Source organism: Pedomonas sp. V897 (assembly GCF_051304405.1).
In the GTDB taxonomy this organism is placed as follows: Bacteria; Pseudomonadota; Alphaproteobacteria; order Sphingomonadales; family Sphingomonadaceae; genus Pedomonas.
On sequence record NZ_JBPPGG010000003.1, the window covers coordinates 323543 to 346006 of the forward strand.

11 protein-coding genes are annotated in these 22464 nt (G+C 56.0%); 6 read left to right on the plus strand and 5 right to left on the minus strand.

What is annotated here, in order from left to right; all coding sequences use genetic code 11:
- Positions 1 to 39: 39 nt before the first annotated feature.
- A complete protein-coding gene (locus ACSJJU_RS10420) occupies positions 40 to 939 on the minus strand; it encodes a LysR substrate-binding domain-containing protein (RefSeq protein WP_435915361.1) in 900 nt (299 codons plus the stop codon).
- Positions 940 to 1150: 211 nt separating this feature from the next.
- Between ACSJJU_RS10420 and ACSJJU_RS10425 the strand changes: the two genes are divergently transcribed.
- Genes ACSJJU_RS10425 through ACSJJU_RS10435 form a run of 3 tightly spaced genes read left to right on the plus strand, consistent with a single transcriptional unit; the run spans position 1151 to position 6936 of the window.
- On the plus strand, positions 1151 to 4345 hold the full coding sequence (locus ACSJJU_RS10425) for an efflux RND transporter permease subunit (protein ID WP_435915363.1): 3195 nt from the start codon (positions 1151 to 1153) through the stop codon (positions 4343 to 4345).
- Complete coding sequence (locus tag ACSJJU_RS10430) at positions 4338 to 5540, plus strand: efflux RND transporter periplasmic adaptor subunit (RefSeq protein ID WP_435915364.1); 1203 nt, start codon at positions 4338 to 4340, stop codon at positions 5538 to 5540. The genes ACSJJU_RS10425 and ACSJJU_RS10430 overlap by 8 nt, the downstream gene beginning before the upstream one ends.
- A complete protein-coding gene (locus tag ACSJJU_RS10435; protein WP_435915365.1) occupies positions 5530 to 6936 on the plus strand; it encodes an efflux transporter outer membrane subunit in 1407 nt (468 codons plus the stop codon). Before ACSJJU_RS10430 ends, ACSJJU_RS10435 begins: the two co-directional genes overlap by 11 nt.
- Positions 6937 to 6957: 21 nt before the next feature.
- Here the strand turns inward: ACSJJU_RS10435 and ACSJJU_RS10440 are convergent, their stop codons facing one another.
- Positions 6958 to 7857, minus strand: a complete 900-nt coding sequence (locus ACSJJU_RS10440; protein ID WP_435915366.1) for a LysR family transcriptional regulator — start codon at positions 7855 to 7857, stop codon at positions 6958 to 6960.
- Positions 7858 to 7958: 101 nt separating this feature from the next.
- On the opposite strand from ACSJJU_RS10440, the gene ACSJJU_RS10445 reads away from it, so the two are divergent.
- Positions 7959 to 8720, plus strand: coding sequence for an SDR family NAD(P)-dependent oxidoreductase (locus ACSJJU_RS10445; RefSeq protein WP_435915368.1), 762 nt, complete (start codon positions 7959 to 7961; stop codon positions 8718 to 8720).
- Positions 8721 to 8840: 120 nt separating this feature from the next.
- Here the strand turns inward: ACSJJU_RS10445 and ACSJJU_RS10450 are convergent, their stop codons facing one another.
- Complete coding sequence (locus ACSJJU_RS10450) at positions 8841 to 12374, minus strand: autotransporter outer membrane beta-barrel domain-containing protein (protein WP_435915369.1); 3534 nt, start codon at positions 12372 to 12374, stop codon at positions 8841 to 8843.
- A gap of 1893 nt (positions 12375 to 14267) precedes the next feature.
- Here ACSJJU_RS10450 and ACSJJU_RS10455 point away from each other — a divergent pair.
- Positions 14268 to 14903 (plus strand): lasso peptide biosynthesis B2 protein, encoded by a 636-nt coding sequence (locus ACSJJU_RS10455; protein WP_435915440.1) that lies wholly within the window; start codon positions 14268 to 14270, stop codon positions 14901 to 14903.
- Positions 14904 to 14914: 11 nt separating this feature from the next.
- The gene (locus ACSJJU_RS10460) at positions 14915 to 16735 is read left to right on the plus strand and encodes an asparagine synthase-related protein (protein WP_435915370.1); all 1821 of its coding nucleotides are present in this window, start codon (positions 14915 to 14917) and stop codon (positions 16733 to 16735) included.
- Here ACSJJU_RS10460 and ACSJJU_RS10465 read toward each other — a convergent pair.
- Both ACSJJU_RS10465 and ACSJJU_RS10470 read right to left on the minus strand, forming a co-directional pair.
- Complete coding sequence (locus tag ACSJJU_RS10465) at positions 16732 to 19254, minus strand: hypothetical protein (protein ID WP_435915371.1); 2523 nt, start codon at positions 19252 to 19254, stop codon at positions 16732 to 16734. The two genes, ACSJJU_RS10460 and ACSJJU_RS10465, sit on opposite strands and share 4 nt — an antisense overlap.
- The gene (locus ACSJJU_RS10470) at positions 19226 to 22063 is read right to left on the minus strand and encodes a TonB-dependent receptor plug domain-containing protein (protein WP_435915372.1); all 2838 of its coding nucleotides are present in this window, start codon (positions 22061 to 22063) and stop codon (positions 19226 to 19228) included. Before ACSJJU_RS10470 ends, ACSJJU_RS10465 begins: the two co-directional genes overlap by 29 nt.
- Between the last annotated feature and the right edge of the window lie 401 nt (positions 22064 to 22464).

Genomic DNA, 22464 nt, shown 5'->3' on the forward strand with positions numbered 1-22464 from the left:
CGCGGGCGGGCGGTTGAGCCGCCCGCAAGTCTTCTCCTCTCAGGCGCGCACTTCGCACAGAACGGCGTTCTTGAATTTCTGGGCCGTGGGCGAGAGATCCGTGTTGTGGATCAGCCACAACCGGCTCTTGACCGGCGTTGCGAAGGGCCGGAACACCAGGCTGTCCGGGCGCAGCCGCGCGAGCGAGCGGGCAAGAAGCGTCACCCCCAGTCCCGCCGCCACGAAGCCGAGAAGGGTGGCAAGACCGCTCGCCCGATAGGCGACATGCGGCGTGAAGCCCGCTTGCTGGCACAGGGCGATGAATTGCTCGTTGATGCCGGCCCCGCTGGCCTGGTTGTAGAGCACGAGCGGTTGTCCGGCGAGATCCGCAATTTCCGGGTCGGCCTCGGCTTGCGCGAGCGGATGTTCGGCGCGGAGCACCAGCAGCATGTGCTCCTCCTGCAAGCATGCGCACTCCATGCCGTCGGGCAGGATCGGCCGGTCGAAACCGCGGATGAGACCGAGATCGAGCTTGCCGCTGCGGATCAGTTCGATGAGCTGGCTCCCGCCCGCCTCTTCCAGAGTCAGCTCCACCTCCGGGTATGCGCGCCGGAATTCATACAAGGCATCGGCGACGCGCGGCACGAAGGGACCGGAGGCCGGGAAGCCGAATCCCAGGTGACCAAGCTCCCCCCTCTGCGCCAGCCGGGCCTTTTGCATGGCCCGCTCCGCCTGCTGCAACGTCAGCCGGGCTTCCGGCTCGAATTGCTTGCCCGCCTCCGTCAGATAAACGCGGCGGCTGGTGCGCTCGAACAGCTTGACCCCCAGTTCCTCCTCCAGCGCGCGGATCTGCTGGCTGAGCGGCGGCTGGGTGATGCCGAGCCTCATGGCGGCACGACCGAAGTGCATCTCCTCGGCCACACAAAGGAAGTAACGCAGGTGTCGGAGATCCAAGATCAAGTCTCACATCGTATCGATCATGCCATATTATATATTAGACGCAAAAAGGCCAAGGCGGCATCAATGCGCCAGAGACGGTCATCGGCTCGGTCACCTGTAGCGCCCGAACGATCCGTCCTCCCGGAAGAAAAATAAGCGGTTTGGCACCTGAGGCGGTCCGGAGAGGCCCGCCGTCGCCTCGGACAAAGTCGCCTCGGACAAAGAGGTACGAATGATCGGGATCGTTAAAGTTGCATTGCGTCGCCCGCTTACATTCATCGTGATGGCCATCGTCATCGCGATCGCGGGTCTGTTGGCGGCGCTGCGAACACCGGTCGATATTTTCCCGGATATCCGCATCCCCGTCGTGGGGGTCGCCTGGCAATACGCAGGCCTTCCCGCCGAGGACATGGCCAGCCGCATCATCACCCCCTACGAACGCATTCTCACCACCACCGTCAACGATATCGAGCACATCGAAAGCCAGTCGCTTCAGGGCATCGGCGTCGTCAAGATCTTCTTCCAGCCGGGCGCAGACATCCGCACCGCCACCGCGCAGGTCACCTCCGTCTCGCAGACCATCCTCAAGCGCCTGCCACCCGGCATCACGCCGCCGCTCATCATCAACTACAGCGCCTCCACGGTCCCGATCATCCAGCTCGCCCTCTCCGGCAAGGGCCTCTCCGAACAGCAGCTGTTCGACATCGGCCAGAACCAGATCCGCCCGCAGCTGGTGACCGTCAAGGGTCTCGCCATGCCGCAGCCCTCCGGCGGCAAGGAGCGACAGGTCCAGATCGACCTCAACCCCATCGCCCTGCAATCGAAGGGCCTCTCCGCGCAGGACATCGGCAACGCCATCGCCGCCCAGAACCAGATCAACCCCGCGGGCTTCGTCAAGATCGGCCCCAACCAGTACAGCGTGCGCCTCAACAACTCGCCCGCCACCATCGAGGGGCTGAACGACATTCCCGTGAAGGTGGTCAATGGCGCCACCATTTACATGCGCGACGTGGCCTTCGTGCGCGACGGCAACGCGCCGCAAACCAACATCGTGCACGTGGACGGCCAGCGCTCCGCCTTGCTCACCATCCTCAAGAACGGCGCAACCTCCACGCTCGCCATCATCGACGGCGTGAAGGACAAGCTGCCGCGCATCCTAGAGACCCTGCCCGAGGGCCTCAAGGTGCTGCCCGTCGGCGACCAGTCGATGTTCGTGAAGGCGGCGGTTGCGGGCGTGGTGCACGAGGGCCTCATCGCCGCGGCGCTCACGTCGCTCATGATCCTGCTGTTCCTCGGCTCGCTGCGCTCCACCTTCATCATCGCCCTGTCCATTCCGCTGGCCATTCTCGCGGCCATCGCGGCACTGGCCGCTTTTGGCCAGACGCTGAACGTGATGACGCTGGGCGGCCTGGCGCTGGCCGTGGGCATCCTCGTCGATGACGCCACCGTCACCATCGAGAACATCAACTGGCACCTTGAGCAGGGCAAGAGCGTGCACGACGCCATCATGGACGGCGCCATGCAGATCGTCACGCCCGCCTTTGTCTCGCTGCTGTGCATCTGCATCGTGTTCGTACCGATGTTCTTCCTGCCGGGCGTGGCCGGCTTCCTGTTCGTGCCGATGGCGCTGTCGGTAGTGTTCGCCATGATCGCCTCGTTCATCCTGTCGCGCACGCTGGTGCCGACCATGGCCATGTACCTGCTGCGCCCGCATGTGCCGGACGGCGAGAACCGCCATCTGGCGGGCACTCCCGCCACCCGCAATGCCTTCGTGCGCTTCCAGCGGGCGTTCGAGCTGCGCTTCGAGCGCATCCGCACTCGCTACCTCGGCCTGCTGCGTCAGGCCCTGCAAGCCCGCAAGCCCTTCCTGATCGGGTTCATGGCGGTGGTGATCCTGTCGTTCGGCCTCTTGCCGCTTCTGGGAAGCAATTTCTTCCCGAGCGTCGACTCCGGCCAGATCGCCATGCACGTGCGCGTGCCCGCCGGCACCCGCATCGAGCAGACCGCCGCCCGCTTCGACCAGATCGGCCGCGCCGTCCGCGAGATCATCCCGGCGCACGAGCTGGGCGCCATCACCGACAACATCGGCCTGCCGGTCAGCGCCATCAACACCGTCTACGCCAACAGCGGCACCATCGGCCCGCAGGACGGCGACGTGATGATCTCCCTCCAGAAGGGCCACCGCCCGACGGAGGAGGTGGTCGCCGAGCTGCGCCGCGAGCTGCCCAAGCGGTTCCCTGGCGTCTCCTTCGCGTTCCTGCCCGCCGACATCACCAGCCAGATCCTGAACTTCGGCGCGCCCGCTCCGATCGACATCCAGATCTCCGGCAAGAACGTGGCCGAAAACCGCGCCTACGCGCAGAAGCTGATGCGCAAGCTCGCCACCATTCCGGGCCTGGTGGACGTGCGCCTCCAGCAGCCGGCCAACGCCCCGCAGCTCTACGTGGACGTGAACCGCACCCGCATCGGCCAGTACGGCCTGACCGAACGGGACGTGACCACCAGCCTGTCCAGCTCGCTGGCGGGCACCGCGCAGACCTCGCCGGTGTTTTTCGTCGATCCCAAGTCCGGCGTGTCCTACGCCGTGGTGGCGCAGACGCCCGAGTATCTGGTGAAGTCGCTCGATGAGCTGGCCAACATGCCGATCTCCGGCGCGGGTGCGTCCATGCCGCAGCCGCTGGGCGGCCTTGCCACCATCTCGCGCTCCAGCTCTCCGCCGGTGGTCAGCCACTACAACATGCAGATGGTGCTCAACATCTACGGCACCACCCACGGCCGCGACCTCGGTGCCGTGGCCGCCGACATCGAAAAGGCCATCGCTGAACTGGAAGCCGAGCAGCCCAAGGGTACGGACGTCACCATCCGCGGCCAGTACGAAACGATGAACACCGCCTTCTCCGGCCTCGGCTGGGGCCTCATCGGCGCGATCCTGCTCATCTATCTGCTGATCGTCGTCAACTTCCAGAGCTGGGTCGATCCGTTCGTCATCATCACGGCTCTGCCCGCCGCTCTGGCCGGGATCGTGTGGATGCTGTTCGTCACCGGCACCACGCTGTCCGTGCCCGCGCTCACCGGCGCCATCATGTGCATGGGCGTCGCCACGGCCAACTCGATCCTCGTCGTCAGCTTCGCCCGCGAGAAGCTGGCCGAACTGGGCGACGCCACCGAAGCCGCCATGCAGGCCGGTCTCGTCCGCTTCCGCCCGGTGCTGATGACCGCCCTGGCCATGATCATCGGCATGGCGCCCATGGCCTTCGGCCTCGGCGAGGGCGGCGAGCAGAACGCCCCGCTCGGCCGCGCCGTGATCGGCGGCCTCATCTGCGCGACCATCGCCACCCTGTTCTTCGTGCCAACCGTCTTCAGCTTCGTCCACCGGCATCACCGTGCCGCGAAGCCTCAGGTAGAAATGCAGCCCAGCCATGTCTGAGATCATGCCCGTTGACGCCCCACCCGCCGCCAAGGCGAACTCCCGCACCCTGAAGCGTTATGGCATCGCCGCAGCGGTTGTTGCGCTCGGCATTGTCGCCATCGGCACGGCGTCCCGCCTCCAGGCGACCAATCACCTGCGCGAGGTGGCGGCCGAGGCTGCCATCCCCGTGGTGGCGGTGGTCACGCCGGAGACCGACATCAAGGGCAACGTCCTGACGCTGCCGGGCAACGTGGAAGCATTCAACACCGCGCCCATCTATGCGCGCACCAACGGCTACGTGCGCCGCTGGCTCGTGAACATCGGCGATCGCGTCAAGGCGGGCCAGACGCTTGCGGTTCTTGATGCGCCCGAGATCGAGCAGCAGCTCGCCCAGGCCCTGGCCGATTATCAAACCGCCAAGGCCAATCAGCAGCTTGCCGCGACCACGGCGGAGCGTTGGCGCGCTCTGGTGGCGGAAGATGCGGTCTCCCGGCAGGAAGCGGACGAAAAGGCCGGCGACCTTGCCGCCAAGACCGCGCTCGCCGAGGCGGCGCAGGCCAATGTGCGGCGCTTGCAGGCGCTGCATGGCTTCACCCAGCTGGTCGCGCCCTTTGACGGCGTGATCACCAGCCGGTCGGCCCAGATCGGCGCGCTGGTGGTGGCCGGAGCATCGGCCGAGCCGCTGTTCACCGTGTCCGACACCCACCGCATGCGCATCTACGTGCGGGTGCCGCAGAATTATTCGGCTCAGGTCAAGACCGGCACGTCCGCGAACCTGACATTGCCGGAATTTCCGGGCCGCACGTTCCCGGCCAAGGTGACCCGCAGCGCCGGGGCCGTCGATCCGCAGTCCGGGGCCGTGCTGGTGGAATTGCAGGCGGACAATGCGGACGGCGCGCTCAAGCCTGGCGCCTTCGCCCAGGTGCAGTTCGACCTCGATGACGGCGGCACGCAGGGTCTGCGTCTGCCGGGCAGCACCGTGCTGTACAGCATCAATGGTCCGGTCGTCGCCGTCGTGGACGACAAGGGGAAGGTGACAATCAAACCGGTCACCATCGCGCGGGACGAAGGCCGCACGGTGATTGTCTCCGCCGGTGTCGAGCCCACCGACCGCGTCATCGACTCGCCGCCGGATGCCATTCAGTCCGGCGACGAGGTGAAGGTTCAGGCCGCAACGGCCACCCCTGCGAAGGGCGCTGCTCATGCGGGCTAAGGGGATGGCGGCGCTGGCGCTGGCGGCGCTGGCAGGATGCTCGATGGCGCCCGACTACCGTCCGCAGGAGACGCCCCTCCCCGCGCAGTTCCGCGAGGCGGACGGCTGGGTGGCGGCGGAGCCGATGGACCACGTCGAGCGCGGAGCCTGGTGGGAAGCCTTCGGCGACCCGGTGCTGAACGATCTCATGGCGCGGGCCGAGCAGGCCAGCCCGACCCTGGCGGCCGCGCTGGCGCGCTACGACCAGGCGCGCGCCGCAGCCGGGATCGACGAAGCGGACCTCTATCCCTCGATTTCCGTCGGTGCCAGGGCGGGCCGCCAGCGGGTCTCGGGCAACCGGCCGCAGGGCACGGGCGAGCCGCGCACCTACAGCGATTATGTCGTCGGCGGCGCGCTCGATTACGAACTGGACCTCTGGGGGCGGATCCGCAACAGCGTGCGCGCCTCCCGCGCGGAAGCCGCCGCGAGCGCGGCGGATCTGGCCTCGGCGCGTCTCAGCCTGCAAGCGGCGGTGGCGGATGCCTACATGCGCTTGCGGGGCCTGGACGAGCAGGCGGACATGCTGCGTCAGACCGTCGAGGCCTATGACCAGGCCCTGGCGCTCACGCTCAAGCGGTACAATGGCGGCATCGCCTCCTCCATCGACGTCAACCGCGCTCGGACGGTGCTGGCCAACGCCCGGGCCGAGGTTTCCGCCATTGCCAGCGAGCGGGCGGCAACCGAGCATGAGATCGCGGCCCTGATCGGCGCCGTCGCCTCCGACTTCCGCATTACGCCGCGCGTCGGGCCGTTGACGGCGCCCGATCTGCCGGCGGGCCTGCCCTCGGAACTGCTGCAACGCCGCCCGGACGTGGCGGCGGCGGAGCGGCGCATGTTCGCCGCCAATGCGCGCATCGGCGTGGCCAAGGCCGCCTTCTTCCCGTCCCTGACGCTCGGGCTGAGCGGCGGCTGGGAGACCACCCACGGCAAGCTGCTGGAAAGGCCCAACAGCTTCTGGGGCCTGGGGCCGCTGTCTGCGGCGCTGTCCATTTTCGACGGCGGCCGCCGCACGGCGCAGGTGAAGCTGTCCCGCGCCGACTATGAGGAACAGGCCGCGCGCTATCGCGAGACGGTGCTGACCGCCTTCCGGCAGGTGGAGGACGCGCTGGCCGCCAGCCGCCATCTCGCGGCACAGCTCGTCGATCAGCGCACCGCGGCGGAAGCAGCAGGCCGGACGGCGGAGCTGGCCCTCACCCGCTACCGCAACGGCGCTTCGGACTATCTGGCGGTTGTCACGGCCCAGACGGACGAGCTGAACGCCCGGCGCGCCGTGATCGCCCTCGAGACCCAGCGTCTGCGCACCCGGATTGCGCTGGTTCGGGCCCTGGGCGGCGATGTTGCCACCACGCAGCCCTGAGCGGGACGCACCCGCAAACCGTTATCCGGCGGCGGCGAGATGGGGGCCGAGAACGGTGGCGACCCAGTCGACGAATACCCGCACGCGCGGGGAGAGATGACGCTTGCTCGGGTAGAGAATGGAGACGGGTGTGGGCTCCGGGCGGAAATCTGCCAGCACCTCCATCAGCGCACCGGCGGCAAGATCGTCCTCGAAGCGATGGTACGGCGCCTGCACGAGACCCAGCCCCAGACGCGCCGCCACCGCATAGGCATCCGCGCCTGAAACCAGCACACGGGAGGGGAGCATGACGTCCAGGCTCTCCCCCTCCACCAGGAACTCCAGCGGCAACGCCCGGCCGGTGCGCGACGACACAAATCCCACCATCCTGTGGCCGGCAAGGTCGCGGGGCGATACGGGCGTGCCGTACCGGGCGAGATAGTCGGGGCTGGCACAGGTGATTTCCTGCATGACGCCCAGCGGCCTGACAATCATGTCGCTGTCGTCGAGCTTGCCTGCGCGAACGACGCAATCCACACCCTCGCGCACCAGATCGACAAAGCGTTCGCTCTCCCCGATATGGACCGTCAGCCCCGGATGCTCGGCCAGAAACGCGGGCAAGGCCGGCAGCAGGAGCCTGCGGGCCAGGTTCCCGGGGACATCGACACGCAGCAATCCGCCGACACCGCCCCCTGCGTTCCGGTCCGCGTCCTCCAGATCCGCGAGAATCGAGACACAGCGACGGTAATAGGCCTCCCCTTCCGCTGTCGGCTGCACATGCCGCGTCGTCCGCTGCAACAGGCGCGTGCCCAGCCGCCGTTCCAGATCCTTGATGGCAGCGGTCGCCACAGGTCGCGAAATACCCATGTCCGCCGCCGCCGCACTGAAGCTGGCGCGCTCGACAACCCGCACGAATAATTCGAGAGTAGAGAGGCGGTCCATACGGACTATTCTGTAGGGCAGAATAGAGATGACGGCAAAGGCGATCTAATCCGCCGTGGGTCCGGGATCTATGTTGGGGCTCCCGAACAAGGAGACCTGCCATGACACATCTTCCCCACATTGCCCTCGTGACCGGTGGCAGCCGCGGCCTTGGCCGCGCGACGGTCGAAGCCCTTGCCCGTCGCGGCGTCGCCAGCATCTTCACCTACAACGCGAACAAGGCCGAGGCGGAGAAGGTCGTTGGCCTGGTCGAGCAGGCCGGGAGCAAAGCCGTCGCGCTTCGGCTGGATACCGGCGACACCGCCTCGTTCGACGCCTTCGTCGAGACGGTGAAGGAGACCCTTCCCACCCTGGGCGCGGATAAATTCAGCTCCCTCGTCAACAACGCCGGGAACTCCAGCGGCATGGGATTCCTGACGGCCGAGGAGAACGAGTTCGACACACTGTACAGAATTCACGTCAAGGGCGTGTTCTTCCTGAGCCAGAAGCTGGTCCCCTTGATGCACGACGGCGGGCGCATCGTGAACATTTCGTCCGGCCTCACCCGGTTTGCCATGGCGAACCGCGCGGCTTACGCCACGATGAAGGGTGCCGTCGAGACGATGACCAAATACATGGCCTTCGAGCTTGGCCCGCGGCAGATTGCGGTCAACTGCGTGGCGCCGGGCGCGATCGCCACCGATTTCAGCGGCGGTGTCGTCCGCGACAACCAGGAGGTTGCCAAGGCGATTGGCGCCATGACGGCGCTTGGCCGGCCGGGCGTGCCCGAGGATATCGGGCCGATGATCGCCTCCCTCCTCTCCGAGGACAATCGGTGGGTGAACGCGCAGCGGATCGAGGTCTCGGGCGGCATGCGCGTCTGACGGCCCTGCCCGATGCTGAGAGGAAGCGCTGCTGACCGCCTTCGGTCAGCAATGATCGGGACATGAAAAAGGCGAGGCTTCGTCTGAAGCCTCGCCCAGGTTCTTACGCTGCTTTGCGGGTCAGAAACGCACTCTCATGCCGACGCGCCAGCCGAAGCCTTCCGCATTGGCGCGATCGAGCGAGAAGTTGTAGTCGCCCGACGCGAAGGCGCTGACCGTCGGCGTGAGCTCTCCCGAGATCGCCAGCTGGGCCTGCCCCCAGGTGCCGCCCAGGCTGGTTCCCAGATTGACCGGATACAGGTCAGACAGGGTGCTGATCCGGGTCACGGCCTTCTGCTCGAAGTCATGCCACACGTTGAAGCGGCCCCACGCCGTCATCCGGCGATCGCCCGAGGCCGTCCAGCTTCGGACAAGGCGCGCACCGAGCCGGCCGTAGGTCGAGCGGCTGCTGTCGTAATGAATGCGGGCGACGCGATCCTGGCCATTCTCGAACGTCACGTACTGGTGGATGATCTGCGCCTGCGGCTCGAGAACCCAGCCATCGCCAACAACAAACGGCGTACCGCCCTCGATCGACGCGCTGATGCCCCAGCCATCGGGGCTGAACCCGTCGGCCGTCGCCGTCTCCACCGTGCTCTTGTAGCGCGTGCCCTGAAGCACAAAGTCCACATAGCTGCCCTTGCTGCCGGTGTGGGTCCAATACCCGCCAAAGCTGTACCCGGTCAGCTTGGCCTTGCCGGAGCGGCCCCCATAGACGGCGTCCACAGTGCCGGTGATCTCGCCGACACCTGCGTACAAGCCCGCCGCCAGACGCGACCCCTTCGGCCCGGTGACGCGGTGCAGGTCGAAGCCGAGCTGGAGACCCTGCGAATGACGGTTGTACGACGCGCCGCGCTTCTGGAACTTGTCGTACTGCGTGGCGACGCTGCCGTTGTTGTTGCCGAAGTCCCCCCGGAAGCCGAAGATGCGGCCCCACATCGAGGTCTCGCGGCGCAGGGTGTTCTGCTGCGCGGACGTATCGGCAAGGGCCGGGTTGGCGACCGGCAGGTGGATGTAATCCTGCCCCACGCGGTCGTGGTAGTTGCCCAGCATCTCCATGCCGAAACGGTGCGCCAGAGCCGGAAGCGCCACATAGGTGGGGATTTCCGGACGATAATTGGGATATTCAGGCTGAGGCTCAGGGTCCGGCTGCGGCGTTCCCCCCTTATCCGGATCGCCCGGCGGCACCGGATCCGTGCCCGGCTCCAGGGTTTCCACGAGGGTGTTGCGCAGGTACCAGTTGCCGTCGGCGGCGTCGCCCTCCAGCCCGTTGTGGAAGAGCTCATATTCATAGGCGCCGGCCACGATCCGGTTCTCGAGGACGAAAACCCCTGCCGCCGAGGCCGCCTTGTTCCGCACCTCGACCAGCTGGATACCGTTGCCGGTCGTCAGCGCACCGAGGAGCGCCGGATCGTAGCCCACCTCGATCGCCGTGGGCGCGCTCCCCAGCCGGGTGCTGTCCACAATCAGCATGTCCGCATGGCTGTTGGAAGCGCCGCCCGGCGCCAGGCCCTCGTTCAAAACAGCATTGACGTAAAGCTTGCCGCCGTTGGAGACGAAGACAGCCGGATCGCCGGCCCCGCCGGTGATCACCAACGTATTGCCGATGGCGTTGCCACGCAGATCGATCACGCCGGCGTGATTGAACGTGCCCAGATTCACCAGCTGCGCCTGCACGATGCCGGTCCGGTTCATATCATAGAAGGTGGGCTCGAGCTGGCGGCTGTCGGCGCCTGTGGTGGGCGCATAATAACCGGCCGCATCGGTCGTGGTCTCACCCGTCACCGGCACCAGGCGAACCGTGCCCTCGTTGTTGAACACGGAGTCCGGCCCGCCAAAATCGGAAATGGCAACGCGCTTGGTATCCCGCGCGCCGTCCCCATCCGTGTCGGCGAAATGGCGCAGCTCCAGTACGCCGCTTGACGTATTGTTGAAGCTGTTGCCTGCGACTTCGGCGTACTCCACAAAGCCCGTGATGGTGCCGGCGTTGCGGATTTCGAGAGCGCCGCCCGAGCCGCTGCCGCGATTGGCATCGGCGATGGCGCGATCCGACGCCGCACCGATCCGGCCCGCAGTGTCAACCAGGCCGGACGTGGCGGCCCCGATCATCACGCCGGCCGCAGGAGTGGCGGGGCCACCGGCATCGTTCTGCCAGCCGCCCGTAACCACTGCACTCGCGCCAAGGGCAACGGTCGCAGCATCATCCGAAGACGTTGCATATATGCCAACGCCAGATGCGCCCGTCGCCTGCACGACCCCTGCAATCCCCACCACCGAGGCACCCTTTGCCTCTGCAAGGACGCCGTAGGCCTCTTCGCCCGCCACGGCGATGGTTGATCCTGCCTCCTGGATCACCGTTGAAGCGCCGTTGCTTGTCGCTTGCACCCAGACACCGTGTGCACGATCGCCAGCGGTTGTCACCTGGCTTGCGTCTTTCAGATAAACCTCGGCCTTGCCACTGCCGGCGTGATCGACATTGATACCGATCGCATCATCGCCATGCGTTGTAACGCTGCCATTGCCGGTCAGGGTTACGGAATGAATAGCGTCGTTGGCCGCATTGGCACTTTTAGAGAAAATGCCGTGAGCACTTGCGCCGAACGTCTCGATTGTACCGGCGTTCGTCATCGTCGTCGCCCCACGGCCCGTCTGATACAACCACGCGCCGTATCCCATGCCGTGCACTGTCACCCGCGCCGTTTCGGTAAAGCGGAATGTCATATCAGCGGTCGAGGCGGTATTCCCTATAAACGCCATTACGCCATCTGCATAAACTCCATTTGTTTCAATGGAACCACTGATCTCTGCCTCGACCGAACCCAGACCATAGGTCAAAAGGTAGGCGCCTATGCCCAACTCCCCAAACGTCGAGATTGTGGCGCCGGCAGTCTGTACGAAACGGAGTGCGCCCGTGGAATTCGCGTTGGAGGTGTAAATATTGATACCATATCCCAGGTCGCCCTTGGTCTCGATCTTGCCCGACGACGTGATTGTCGCGTCGCCTAACCCTGCATGGTAGGCATAGAGGCCGACGACCTCTTCGCCTTCGACGTCAATCGTGCTTTCGGCTCGCTGCGTTATCGAGATCGAGGCGGCACTGTCCGTATTGGACGCTCTGCCAATGATGCCACCAGCGCCAGCGCCCCCGGAAACAGGCCCATTGTAAGAGTAGGAGATGTTGCCGGCGAAATCGATGGTGACGTCACTGGTGCTGGTTGCCCCGGCATGCACCTGAACGTTGTAGGCCCCATCGCCGCTGGTCGTCAGCTCGACCCCTTGGTCAACCTTGAGGTGGAGCGGACCAGCGCCGCTGCTGGAGAGCTGGATGGAATAGGCGCTCGGCCCGGGCGTGCGGTTGACGACAACACCATTGCGGACCTCGAGCGACAGTCCATCCGGCTCATGATAATTGATACCACCGCTATACGGGTTCCCGGCATCGGTACACACGACAGTCTGGGGTGAGCCGGACGGAGCTCCGCACTCATTGGCCGCACGGGCTGGCGTGGCGGGCACCAAAAGCGCCATCGCGAACGTCGCACCGACATACGGGCCAGCGCCCGTCCAGCAAGAGGACTGGAGCAAGGCGCGTTTGAACTTGAAGCGCGTCAGCATGGCGTGAAACACTCTCCCCCAAATAATGAATAATGTGGTGAGAGTGTGCTGTAATGAAATTCGGTTATCTAGAAAAATAACAAGGTTAACATGGCGTTAACTTGTTGCCGGTAGGAACTAACACGCAAAATAAAATCAGACAATTCAAATTTTTTGCCCAGTTTGACGAACTTTAGCGACCATGTGGCACCCTTGCCACAATCATTATTGAAAAGTATCGCACCTCTGTTTCCAGAAGCAACAATATCCGGTTTTAAACGGCGGCGCGTATCCCGCCCATCCCCGCCACCATCAGCGCGCCCTCCTGCCCGATGGATGCGATTTGCCTAGTGCGGAAAGGGATCCGAGGGCCTCGTATTTCCCGGCACAATTGCTCTTCAGGCCTGGCGAATGTCATCAAAAATGACAAAAAATCGACGATGGCGGCGGGTAACACAATCTAACAGTGGACTTCGGCCGCAGAAAGCATTTTAGCAACCAACGTTTCTACCGGCCTTCAACTGATTTTTCGATATTCCCTCTTTAGGCATCTACGCCGTTCTACAAACCGCCACAAAATCAATACATTCAAAAAAACGAAAACTATCATAAAAAAATATTTTTTCTTTACTCTAAAATAACCCTCCTCCGCCGTTTTTCCATAAACACCTCTCCATCACTAAATTATTTATTATATTTCTTATCTTATGACGAATTTTTATATGCCACCCACTCCAGTCTATCACCCCTTTCTCAACATATTAGCTCAACGCAGCAACATTTTACCGATAAAATAAAAATTATTAATTATTTCAAAAACCATTTTCGTTGACAAAGACATCTTTGTAGAACAGAATTCTCTTCTTTAAATCACCCGGTTACATTGGCTACATTTTACCCACGCGGCAAGGGCCAGACCCGTGACGATGCAACAATTCATTTACTACTTTGCGAACGGTAAGCTCTAACAAATCTGGATCCTATATAATTGCATGCAACACTATGCATTCAACCGCAGACAGGCGCATATCTCCGTCGACGTAATTGAACAAATAGAAAACCTGAGCACACTTTCTCGATACTGCTTCGAGTTGCTGCCGGTTGTAGCAGGGTCAATCCGCCACTTCATCGTCGCCTGTGCTAACGTGCCCCCTGGCATTTTAAACTCTGATCTCTATACAGCCCAATGGGCCCGCCTATAACCTCTACAATCCGCGACAAACCACCAAGGAAAGCCACAATTCCAATTGCCATGTCATCCACCCCGATATGGCTTCCATCAACTTAGCCTTCTATAAAAATTGCCCTCAAGACACACCAGCAAGAATCTGTTTGTCTGTATGCACGAAATCTAATTGCAGCAAAACTTCAAGATCGGCCGCCACCGCATCGTTACCTTCCCATAAACACTTTACATTTATCACCATAGATAGAAAACGAATTAAATTATTTTTTATTTATAAAAAAAATCTTCTCTGCGTATTTATCTAAATTTCAAGACAATTATTGTCCGCGGCATTGAACAATAAATCAAATATAGGTTTGAAAATATTTTCCCACTGTGGTGTTATCATTGTGCCGGATAATCCGGTATATTTCAAATTAGGAGACCAAGCATGAAAACTCTTGGAAAAGCGTCTTCTTTGACCCTTAGCATTAACAAACCGAATACCCTCGATGGTGGAACTGTCGGTGAATATCTCTTCAAACAGTAATAATTAGATTAATTATTCGAGCGCGCAGATCGCCGAATCTGCGCGCTCTTTGATTAACGAAATCGATTATTACACATCATCTCACCAGATAAAAAGCCTCTTTCTTTCCCACATCTACGCAGAATGGGAAGTCGAAATGCAAACATTATACTGGTTATCTCCTACCGCCTTCTGTTGTGAAGATAACGGTCACTGCATCATGCTTGATATCAGAAAGGACCAGTATTACCTAATAGAAAGGGATGACTGGACAATCATTTCGCCTTTTATCGCCAAACTGCAAACACCGCATGTGGGCCACTGTTCAGCATCCCCAGAGAAAGTCCAAAAATTAGTACAAACACTAATATGCCGAGGATTACTCACACCGGACGGCCGTCAAGGCAAACCGCTCGTTTATTGCAAACCACACCCCCCCAACAGTTTGTTTGAACAGATTGAATGTGATACCCCCCCTTCCATTCGATGGTATCACCCTATTTCTATATTTTTTGTGGGAATATTTGCTCAATTTTTACTCACCTGCATACCACTTAGAATCATTATAAAATTAATTAAATCCGGAAAGAGGGGCAGCACAACGTATACCGATAACTACATCCACGCCGCAAGGGTTTTCCAGCATCTTCGTCCTTTTCTTCCTAAAAGTACAGTTTGCTTGTACGATTCTTTATCATTTTTTTTCTTTTGTCGCCTCCATGGCCTTCGGCCTGATGTGGTGATCGGAATTCGAGCAGAACCATTTGCCGCCCATTGCTGGACGCAAATTGAGGGAATCATCCTGAACGACGTACCCGCTAATATTCTGCAATACCGACCCATTATGTTAATATAATGGAGGCACACATGTATAGCTTTGCTGCGCTCTTTCATGCCCATCATCGGCCAAACTCGAAAGAAGTTTGGCACTCCCTTAAATCAAAAATCGAAGGTCATTTTTCCAACGGGATAAGAATATACGACAATCACAATATGATTGTTTTTGAGCATCCGGATCCCGCTACAGGATTTCAGAGCCATCGTTTGGCAAATGGGGCTGGCATAGTTATCGGAACGATCTTTTATCCCAAGCCCGATGGACAGACGCATGTTGAATCACGCCGAGCACCTGACGTTATTGGCCTACGCGAAAGCCGCGAAATTGTGAAGAGCGGATGCCGCATATTAAGAGACCATTATTGGGGCTCTTTTATTTCAATTGTACATGACGTCGAAAATAAATCAGCAATTATCTACCGAAGCCCCGGCGCCAGTTTACCTTGCTTCTGCTTTGAACGAAATGGGGTCTATCTTATATTCTCTTCACCAGAGATCTTCGAAGTTGTTGGCAAACAAAGCTTCGAAATTGACTGGGACTTCACCGCTCTTCTTGCGAAACGACAGCACTTTTATCATCAGCGGACCGGCATACTCGGCGTTGATCGCTTAAGATCCGCTCAATGTCTTATTATTAATGATGAGACACATGAATATAAATGGTTCTGGGATCCATTAAAAGTCGCTCAGAATGCCGATTTGACCGAGCCTTCTAAAGCGTCAATGGCAATGAGATTAGCCGCCTTCGATTGCACAGAGGCCTGGTCTACAGTTCATCCTAAGCCATTGATAAGTCTGTCTGGGGGGTTCGACTCTTCACTCGTGGTTGGCTTGACTTCTAGATTCTTAAATCCATCTAACATTTGCTGTGTCACTTGGTTCAATAATTCACCACTGCTCGATGAGCGAGCTTATGCACGTGCAACAACACGACAGTTTGGCGTTGAATTAATTGAATACAAGCTGAGGTTAGAACAATTTTCTAATTATGATGCTTATGATAATATTGAATACTCGCCATTACCTTTTTCCTTGAACTATGACATGGAACGATCTCCATTTTTGTCAAAGATATTAAAAGAAAGAGAATTATCTGCTGTTTATTATGGGAATGGCGGCGATGGGCTCTTTTTCAACCTTGCCAACAATCTTTCACTAATTGATTATCTCCACCGTCGAGGTTGGAGACGGGAATTATTGTCAGTCGCACTTAGCTCAGCGCAAATTTCTCAAACATCCCTAATACGGTCTTTTTGGGCTGCCCTAAGAGCCTGGGCCGGTTACTATTCCGACAATGATTCCCTCCCTCCAGAACATGGCTGGGGCCTTTGTCCCGAGATCGCCAACAGTTTCAGTCAGGAAGAAGAGTTTCTCGCGCCATGGGAGCTGTCGCACCCATTGATCCCTCACGGCAAACGCACTCAGATTTGGGGGATCATGGGAGAATCCCTCTACATGAATCTAATCAAAGGCGTAACGCCGCTTCCAGTGGTCGATCTCTTTTTAGCGCAACCGCTAGTCGAAGTTAGCTTAAGGATACCGACCTATGTCTTGCAATATAATGGTCGCGAGCGCGGCCTTGCACGCCAAGCATTTAAAGATTGCCTAACACCTGAAGTTCGACTCCGCCGGTTCAAGAGCCATTTGACGGATTACCTAAACGAATATATTCGTGCTCGATCACCGGTGTTGAAGGAATATCTCCTGGACGGGCTACTGGCTCAAAAGGGGTTATTGAATAGAACGAAAATCGAAGGGTTCTTCGCCGAGCCAGCTGCGGCCTCCGAGTACCACTTTGTCCGGATAGGGCAGCTTGTTGACACGGAGGCCTGGGCTCGAAGATGGAGTTAATTAGAAACTCGCTGCTCGTACTTGTCATCCAATTCGTTATTGCAGGTCATGTGGCTCATTGGCGTATAGGGGCGAACCGACGGGTTCATCGCAGCAAGCTTTCTCTTCAGGTCCATCCACCGCCTGTATTGGTCAGCCTTTGCCGTATCGTCGACAGTACGATTATTGAGCCAAAAATCGAACCAGTCCACATTTGCCTCTTGGGATTGAAAGACTGCATCAGGATGCTGGGAGGGATGCTTTCCCGTTGTGTATATCACATATTCGACAGGAGCATTTAAACGTCGCAAACCAGCGAAAATATCCCACCATCCACTTGGCATCCCATGGTGATCCTCGATCCGAACTGGTGTTCTCAATCTATCAATGTTGTGAAGTGGGCTCCGCTCTACCCAAGCTTGAACCGTCTCACCCCAAGGTTGGGCACCGCAGTAGAGAAGTTCGATCTCTTTCATACCCATACCGGGGCTTCCATAAAGATACGCATAACCCATCTCGGATTGGCTAAACGCGTCAACAATTGTCACCGCAGCAGGCACGAAATCCGGGAAAAGCGCCATGTTAAATACTAACGACCCAGTCGCGCTATACCCAATGAGCCCTACCTTCGAGATGTCGATCTTGCCTTGATCATATAACAACTTTACCCCAGCAGAAATACCGGCGGCAGTACCCGAATGCTCGTCACTATATGCATCAAATTTCTCGTCTGGAATATTAAGAACGAACATACCCTTATTGGCCAGCGCCTGGCCAGCATAAGGTGCAGTCAGATTCGGTGGTCCGTCAAAGACATAATGCCCCGGATCGAAGCCATGGGTTTGAACCACAATTGGATATCGCCTTCCCGGACGATAATTGGTTGGATAAATAAGGCTCCCTTGCCAGGTTTTTCCATTTGCATCTGTCCACTGCATTAGCTCAACGGCGCCAAAAAGTTTTCCCTTGAACTCCGGGTTTAGCTCAAAGAAAATTTTTATCTGGCCAGTGATCAGATCTTTTACATACAGATTTGGTTGGCTTCGATATGATTCGCCCGTAGTGATATAAACTCTGTAATGAGGGATTTCGAGACGGCAGTGTTCATTAACACTATTCAGATCAATTGGCTGGTACTGGTTGCAGCGTGCAACTACTGAGGCTGTCACGTTCCGCCGATTATCAGGCTTCGAATCGTTCACGACTTTCCATGACGCTCGGTCGTTATATTGAAAAAAGTCTTTTACGTAGAAACGGTCACGATCGACCCCGATGTTAACTACAACCCCCCGGTCGTAGCGATCTGTTCCTGAGACGGAATGACTGATAAATCGATGTTCAGCATTACTCTCAACATTAGTCGATAGAACATCGCTAATGATGCTATCACCTAGTAAGATCGAGTTGTCCGTTAACCAACGAGGAGTCTCGGGCTCAGACGTTCTATCGATGGGAAATTTTTTCAACTCATAATAATTTCCATTCTCCAAATCAACTACCGCATAGTGTGTTTTGATTGCAAATTTTTTTCCGACATTTTCATCGTAATCTTCATAGAATTTATCTTTTAATGGCCCATCAATTTTTCCCGGCGTGTACATATCCGAGTAAATGGGTGCGAGTGCCTTAGCGCCATCCGGCGAAATAACAAAATCATCAAAAGGCAGAGATACAGGGAAATCTTTTATTATAAGAGACTCTAATCTATTTTTATTTATTCTTACACGATAGATATTGGAAAAGTAAAGAGGAAAATTCGACTTAATTTTATTCTGATAGTAATTTGAACCGTCCGCCAAGCATTGGGAATTAAATATACCCTCTACACCAACAATAAAACTAACTCTCTCACAGCTCCTATCCAGCTTGTAGGACTTTTCGAAAAAAATTATTTCACCTTTTTTTTCATTAATAAAATACTGAATCACCCCTCTCGAGCTATTCGTAAGCCGTGATATCTTTCCTGAAGCCAGCTCTATCGCATAAACTTGACCTCTCTCGTCGTTATCATGTCCGATAAATGTTAAAAAACGTCCTTCATCAAAAAATTTTATTTCCTTGATTCCCGCGCTATGAAGCGCCGATGTGTCAGGATTATTTTGATTATAATATAATGAGATCCAAATACGCTCTTTCGGTGGCGAATTTTTTTTATTACGGACATAATCGACGATGTCAGGCACATGAAAAGAAATTAACTTAAATTTATAGGTTGATTTTTCCGGGAGCCCCGCGCCAACCACAACAAAAAGTTCTAAGCCATCAGGACTTAGGATAAAAGGCGTACGCGTATTCCAGGAATCCATATACACAACATCGTAAAGTCTATTTCGGGAAATACTATCTAATACAGTAAAGGGCGCATTTGCCTTAACACCGCCAACCAGAAATAGAAAATTAAGTATTAATAAAGTAGTTATTGTTTTATTTATCATATCTGGATAATCCAGTTTTAAACTGCCTTTCAAATGAAATGAAAATATTTCCTTCCTTCTTAATACTAATACTATTTTACCAAGAAATGCGAATCTCTGCTGCAATAAATCGTCCCAATGGGTCAACGTTGTTTGGATCGTATCCAATACCTAATGGATTATCTGCAAAGGGTGGATTATTTGCAAAGACATTTAATGCGCTCAATGATAGGCTCATCGCTGGTAATTTCTGTTTCGAAAGAATATCATTTATGTTTATTAATAGATTGAAATCCATAGTGGTATAGGATCGTATTTTATCCTGCCGATTTGAGACATCGTTTCGATAAGAATCCGTATAATTTAGCGTGACGGTAGCGGTCAGGGCATTCCAGCTATTCGACAAATATGCACGGGCTCGAAAGTCCACGGGCTGACCCAGTCGGTCAACAGCATCAAATCGGGGAGCTGTATCTGTTGATTGCCGAATATGATCAATGAGATAGGTTGCGGAGGCCCCAAGAGAAAGGTGTCCAAACGAAGAATTAATGGAAAAATCTACCGAAAAATCCAGGCCACGCACAATATTTTTTGCAATGTTCTTTTTTCGAAAATCTAGAATTGCGCCTACAATACTTGGTACACACTCAGCAGGATTACCCAAGAAATTAGAATCCGCACAGAGGTCATTTAAAATGGTACTACTTGGGAATCTTTGAATAAGGCTTTGATATTCCTCCTCATTAAATAAAACTGTCGCCAGAGAATCTGGTTGAACTATTCTGTCTTTGAAAACTGTCTTAAAATAGGTTATTCTACCTGAAAGGCCAGGAATCAAGGTTGGCTCGAGAGTAATGCCTGCTGTCCATGTCTCTGCCGTTTCGTGAGTCATTTCAGGGTCATTGCCGAATAAAACAAGCGTTGCGGTCTGACCAGTAGCTGAACTTGGATCGGGGAGTCTGGTGATCATGGAGTAATTGCCGGTAATTACCCGTTCCCGCAAGTGTGGCGCCCGGAACGAAGTTCCATAAGTCGCATTAAGTGAGAAATGGCGGATTGGGCGCCATCTCATTCCAATTTTTGGGTTCGTTGTACTACCTTCTTCGTCGTACTTTTCGTATCGTCCAGCCAGTGAAAGATCCAAGGAATAAACCAAGGGAGTGTCAACTTCGGGTGCAACCAAAGGGACGAAAAGCTCCCCAAAAATAGAATACACCTTCCGACTGAGGGAACTTTCAGAAGAGAGTTCCCCGTTTTCGCTAAAGGTGGATGAGAAACTTTCCGAGCGATAATCAGCGCCAATAGCCGCAAATACTTGGTGTCCATTCACGGAAAAGACAGGGCCATCTAATTTAGAATTTATTGTCGTTATTTTTGAATTTGGCTTTTCGGCGTATTTGGACCAGAGTTTCGCAATAGTATTTTGATTATTTACTTTTCCGTCTCCAAACGGATTAAACGCTGTTTCTGGGTTGGGGTCCGCGAGAGCTTCAAACAGTGCAGCAAAATTTGGGCTGAATGAAATAAAGCGGGACTTCTCCTGGCCGTAATTTATGTAGGTCTCCCACCTCCAGCTGGCCAGTGCTAGTCTTACACCGGCAGTGGCACTTCCCGTTCGCAGCCGTCCGTGTCCGGTCATCTGCCCCAACTCCGGCTCCAATGAATATGCTATCATCAGAGGCGCATCGCCAAACGGGTTGATGTAGAATGGGTTTGTGCTCGGCACAATCAGCGTGGTTCCCGGCGCAGTGACGATGTTATCATTTTTCCTTTCTGAATACCTGAGTTCCGCAAATAGATCCAGATTTTCGAGGACACGGAGTTCTAATGCCGAAAAAAGGCTGTGCCGTTTTTGCTTGGGCAGGATATCAACATTACTTAGATTATCGCCATAATTAATTTGCCCAGGCAGAAGATCTGCAACCGTAAGATTTCGACCGTCTTGGTTTTTAGGAATTGCAAAGGCCGGTTGACCGGTCATTGGATCAAGAATATTTCCTGGATTACCAAGATTCGAACGGTAATCGGTTCCGCCAAATCGACGAAGATCTGACGTAGCGGCGTATGATCGATATTTATTTAAAAGATTGTCCCGTTTATAAAACTCATAACTTATGATGAAATTTCCAGTCTCCCAATTTGTCCCGAAAGCCTGCGCTGCGCGATATTCATCCAGATTTCCTTTTGTCACTGTTCCGTAGCGGGCACGCGTCTCAAAACCTTCAAAATCTTTTCGCAGAATTATGTTGACGACACCGCCCACGGCGTCGGATCCGTAAAGCGCAGAAGCACCATCAGATAGCACTTCTACCCTCTCCACGGCGGCCTGAGGAATATTTGATATATCAACAAAATCCCCCTCAAGTCCCGATGAAGGCAAGCGCCTGCCGTTAATCAACACCAATGTGGCGTCAGCTCCCAGACCCCGAAGATTGACAGTCGTCCCATTGAAGGCATTTGAACTCAAAAGAGGTCCAGCGAACGCATCTTCGCTTCCCCCGCCGCCTTGAAAGTTTTGGGGAAGGGTCTGCAGAAAATCATGCACCGTTGCATATCCAGAGCGATCAATTGTCTGCTTGTCATAAACATCTAAAGCGGCGCCAGCAGGAGCAGCCCCCCTTATGTGCGAGCCAGTTACAGTTATTGGGTCAAGCTCAGCAGAATGGAGCTTCGTCCGAGCGCGATCGGTCGTATTGCTACTGGTATCAGGGGCTGCTGTTCCAGAATCTTGAACTTCCTTGGTTGGCTTACTTGGGTCCTCCATAGGGAGGGACCGGTCGTCTTGATCTCTATGTCCCCGCGCACTAACGGTTGCGGATGGCTGCGAAGTCACTGCGCTTTGAGCGAGTGTCTCATGTTCATAAAGAAACCCAAGCCTGAGAATTGTCGTTGTAAAGAGAAATATTTTTGAAGTATTTATTTTTGTAAATATCATTTACATGATTCCTTTTTTATTCTTATTGGGGGCCATTAGACTTTATTAGACCCCAATTAAATGATGCAATATCTACAGATACCTTAATTGGGTTAATATAAAACTACGCCCCCTTCGATTAATCTGAGGAAACATTATTTTTTGAGAGAAAAAGGTGCCCTCACTGAAAATAAAGCAATTCAAGCCACAATTATTAGGCAACGTCGACTGGTGATTCCGCAGGATAATTGACATACACCCAATCGACCCTGAGGGCCGGCAGCCTACAAATATAATATTAGGACGATAAGAATTAAAACAAACATGAATTATAGATCAATGTCTTACAATGCACTGGAGGGATAGGCCAATTATGAATATACCTACATAAAAACGTCAATACCAAAAATTAAACAATAATC

Coding starts and splice junctions, on each gene's coding strand:
- ACSJJU_RS10440 (WP_435915366.1), bottom strand. CDS start 7,857: ATGGACCGCCTCTCTACTCTCGAATTATTCGTGCGGGTTGTCGAGCGC.
- ACSJJU_RS10430 (WP_435915364.1), top strand. CDS start 4,338: ATGTCTGAGATCATGCCCGTTGACGCCCCACCCGCCGCCAAGGCGAAC.
- ACSJJU_RS10425 (WP_435915363.1), top strand. CDS start 1,151: ATGATCGGGATCGTTAAAGTTGCATTGCGTCGCCCGCTTACATTCATC.
- ACSJJU_RS10450 (WP_435915369.1), bottom strand. CDS start 12,374: ATGCTGACGCGCTTCAAGTTCAAACGCGCCTTGCTCCAGTCCTCTTGC.
- ACSJJU_RS10435 (WP_435915365.1), top strand. CDS start 5,530: ATGCGGGCTAAGGGGATGGCGGCGCTGGCGCTGGCGGCGCTGGCAGGA.
- ACSJJU_RS10470 (WP_435915372.1), bottom strand. CDS start 22,063: ATGATATTTACAAAAATAAATACTTCAAAAATATTTCTCTTTACAACG.
- ACSJJU_RS10460 (WP_435915370.1), top strand. CDS start 14,915: ATGTATAGCTTTGCTGCGCTCTTTCATGCCCATCATCGGCCAAACTCG.
- ACSJJU_RS10455 (WP_435915440.1), top strand. CDS start 14,268: ATGCTTGATATCAGAAAGGACCAGTATTACCTAATAGAAAGGGATGAC.
- ACSJJU_RS10445 (WP_435915368.1), top strand. CDS start 7,959: ATGACACATCTTCCCCACATTGCCCTCGTGACCGGTGGCAGCCGCGGC.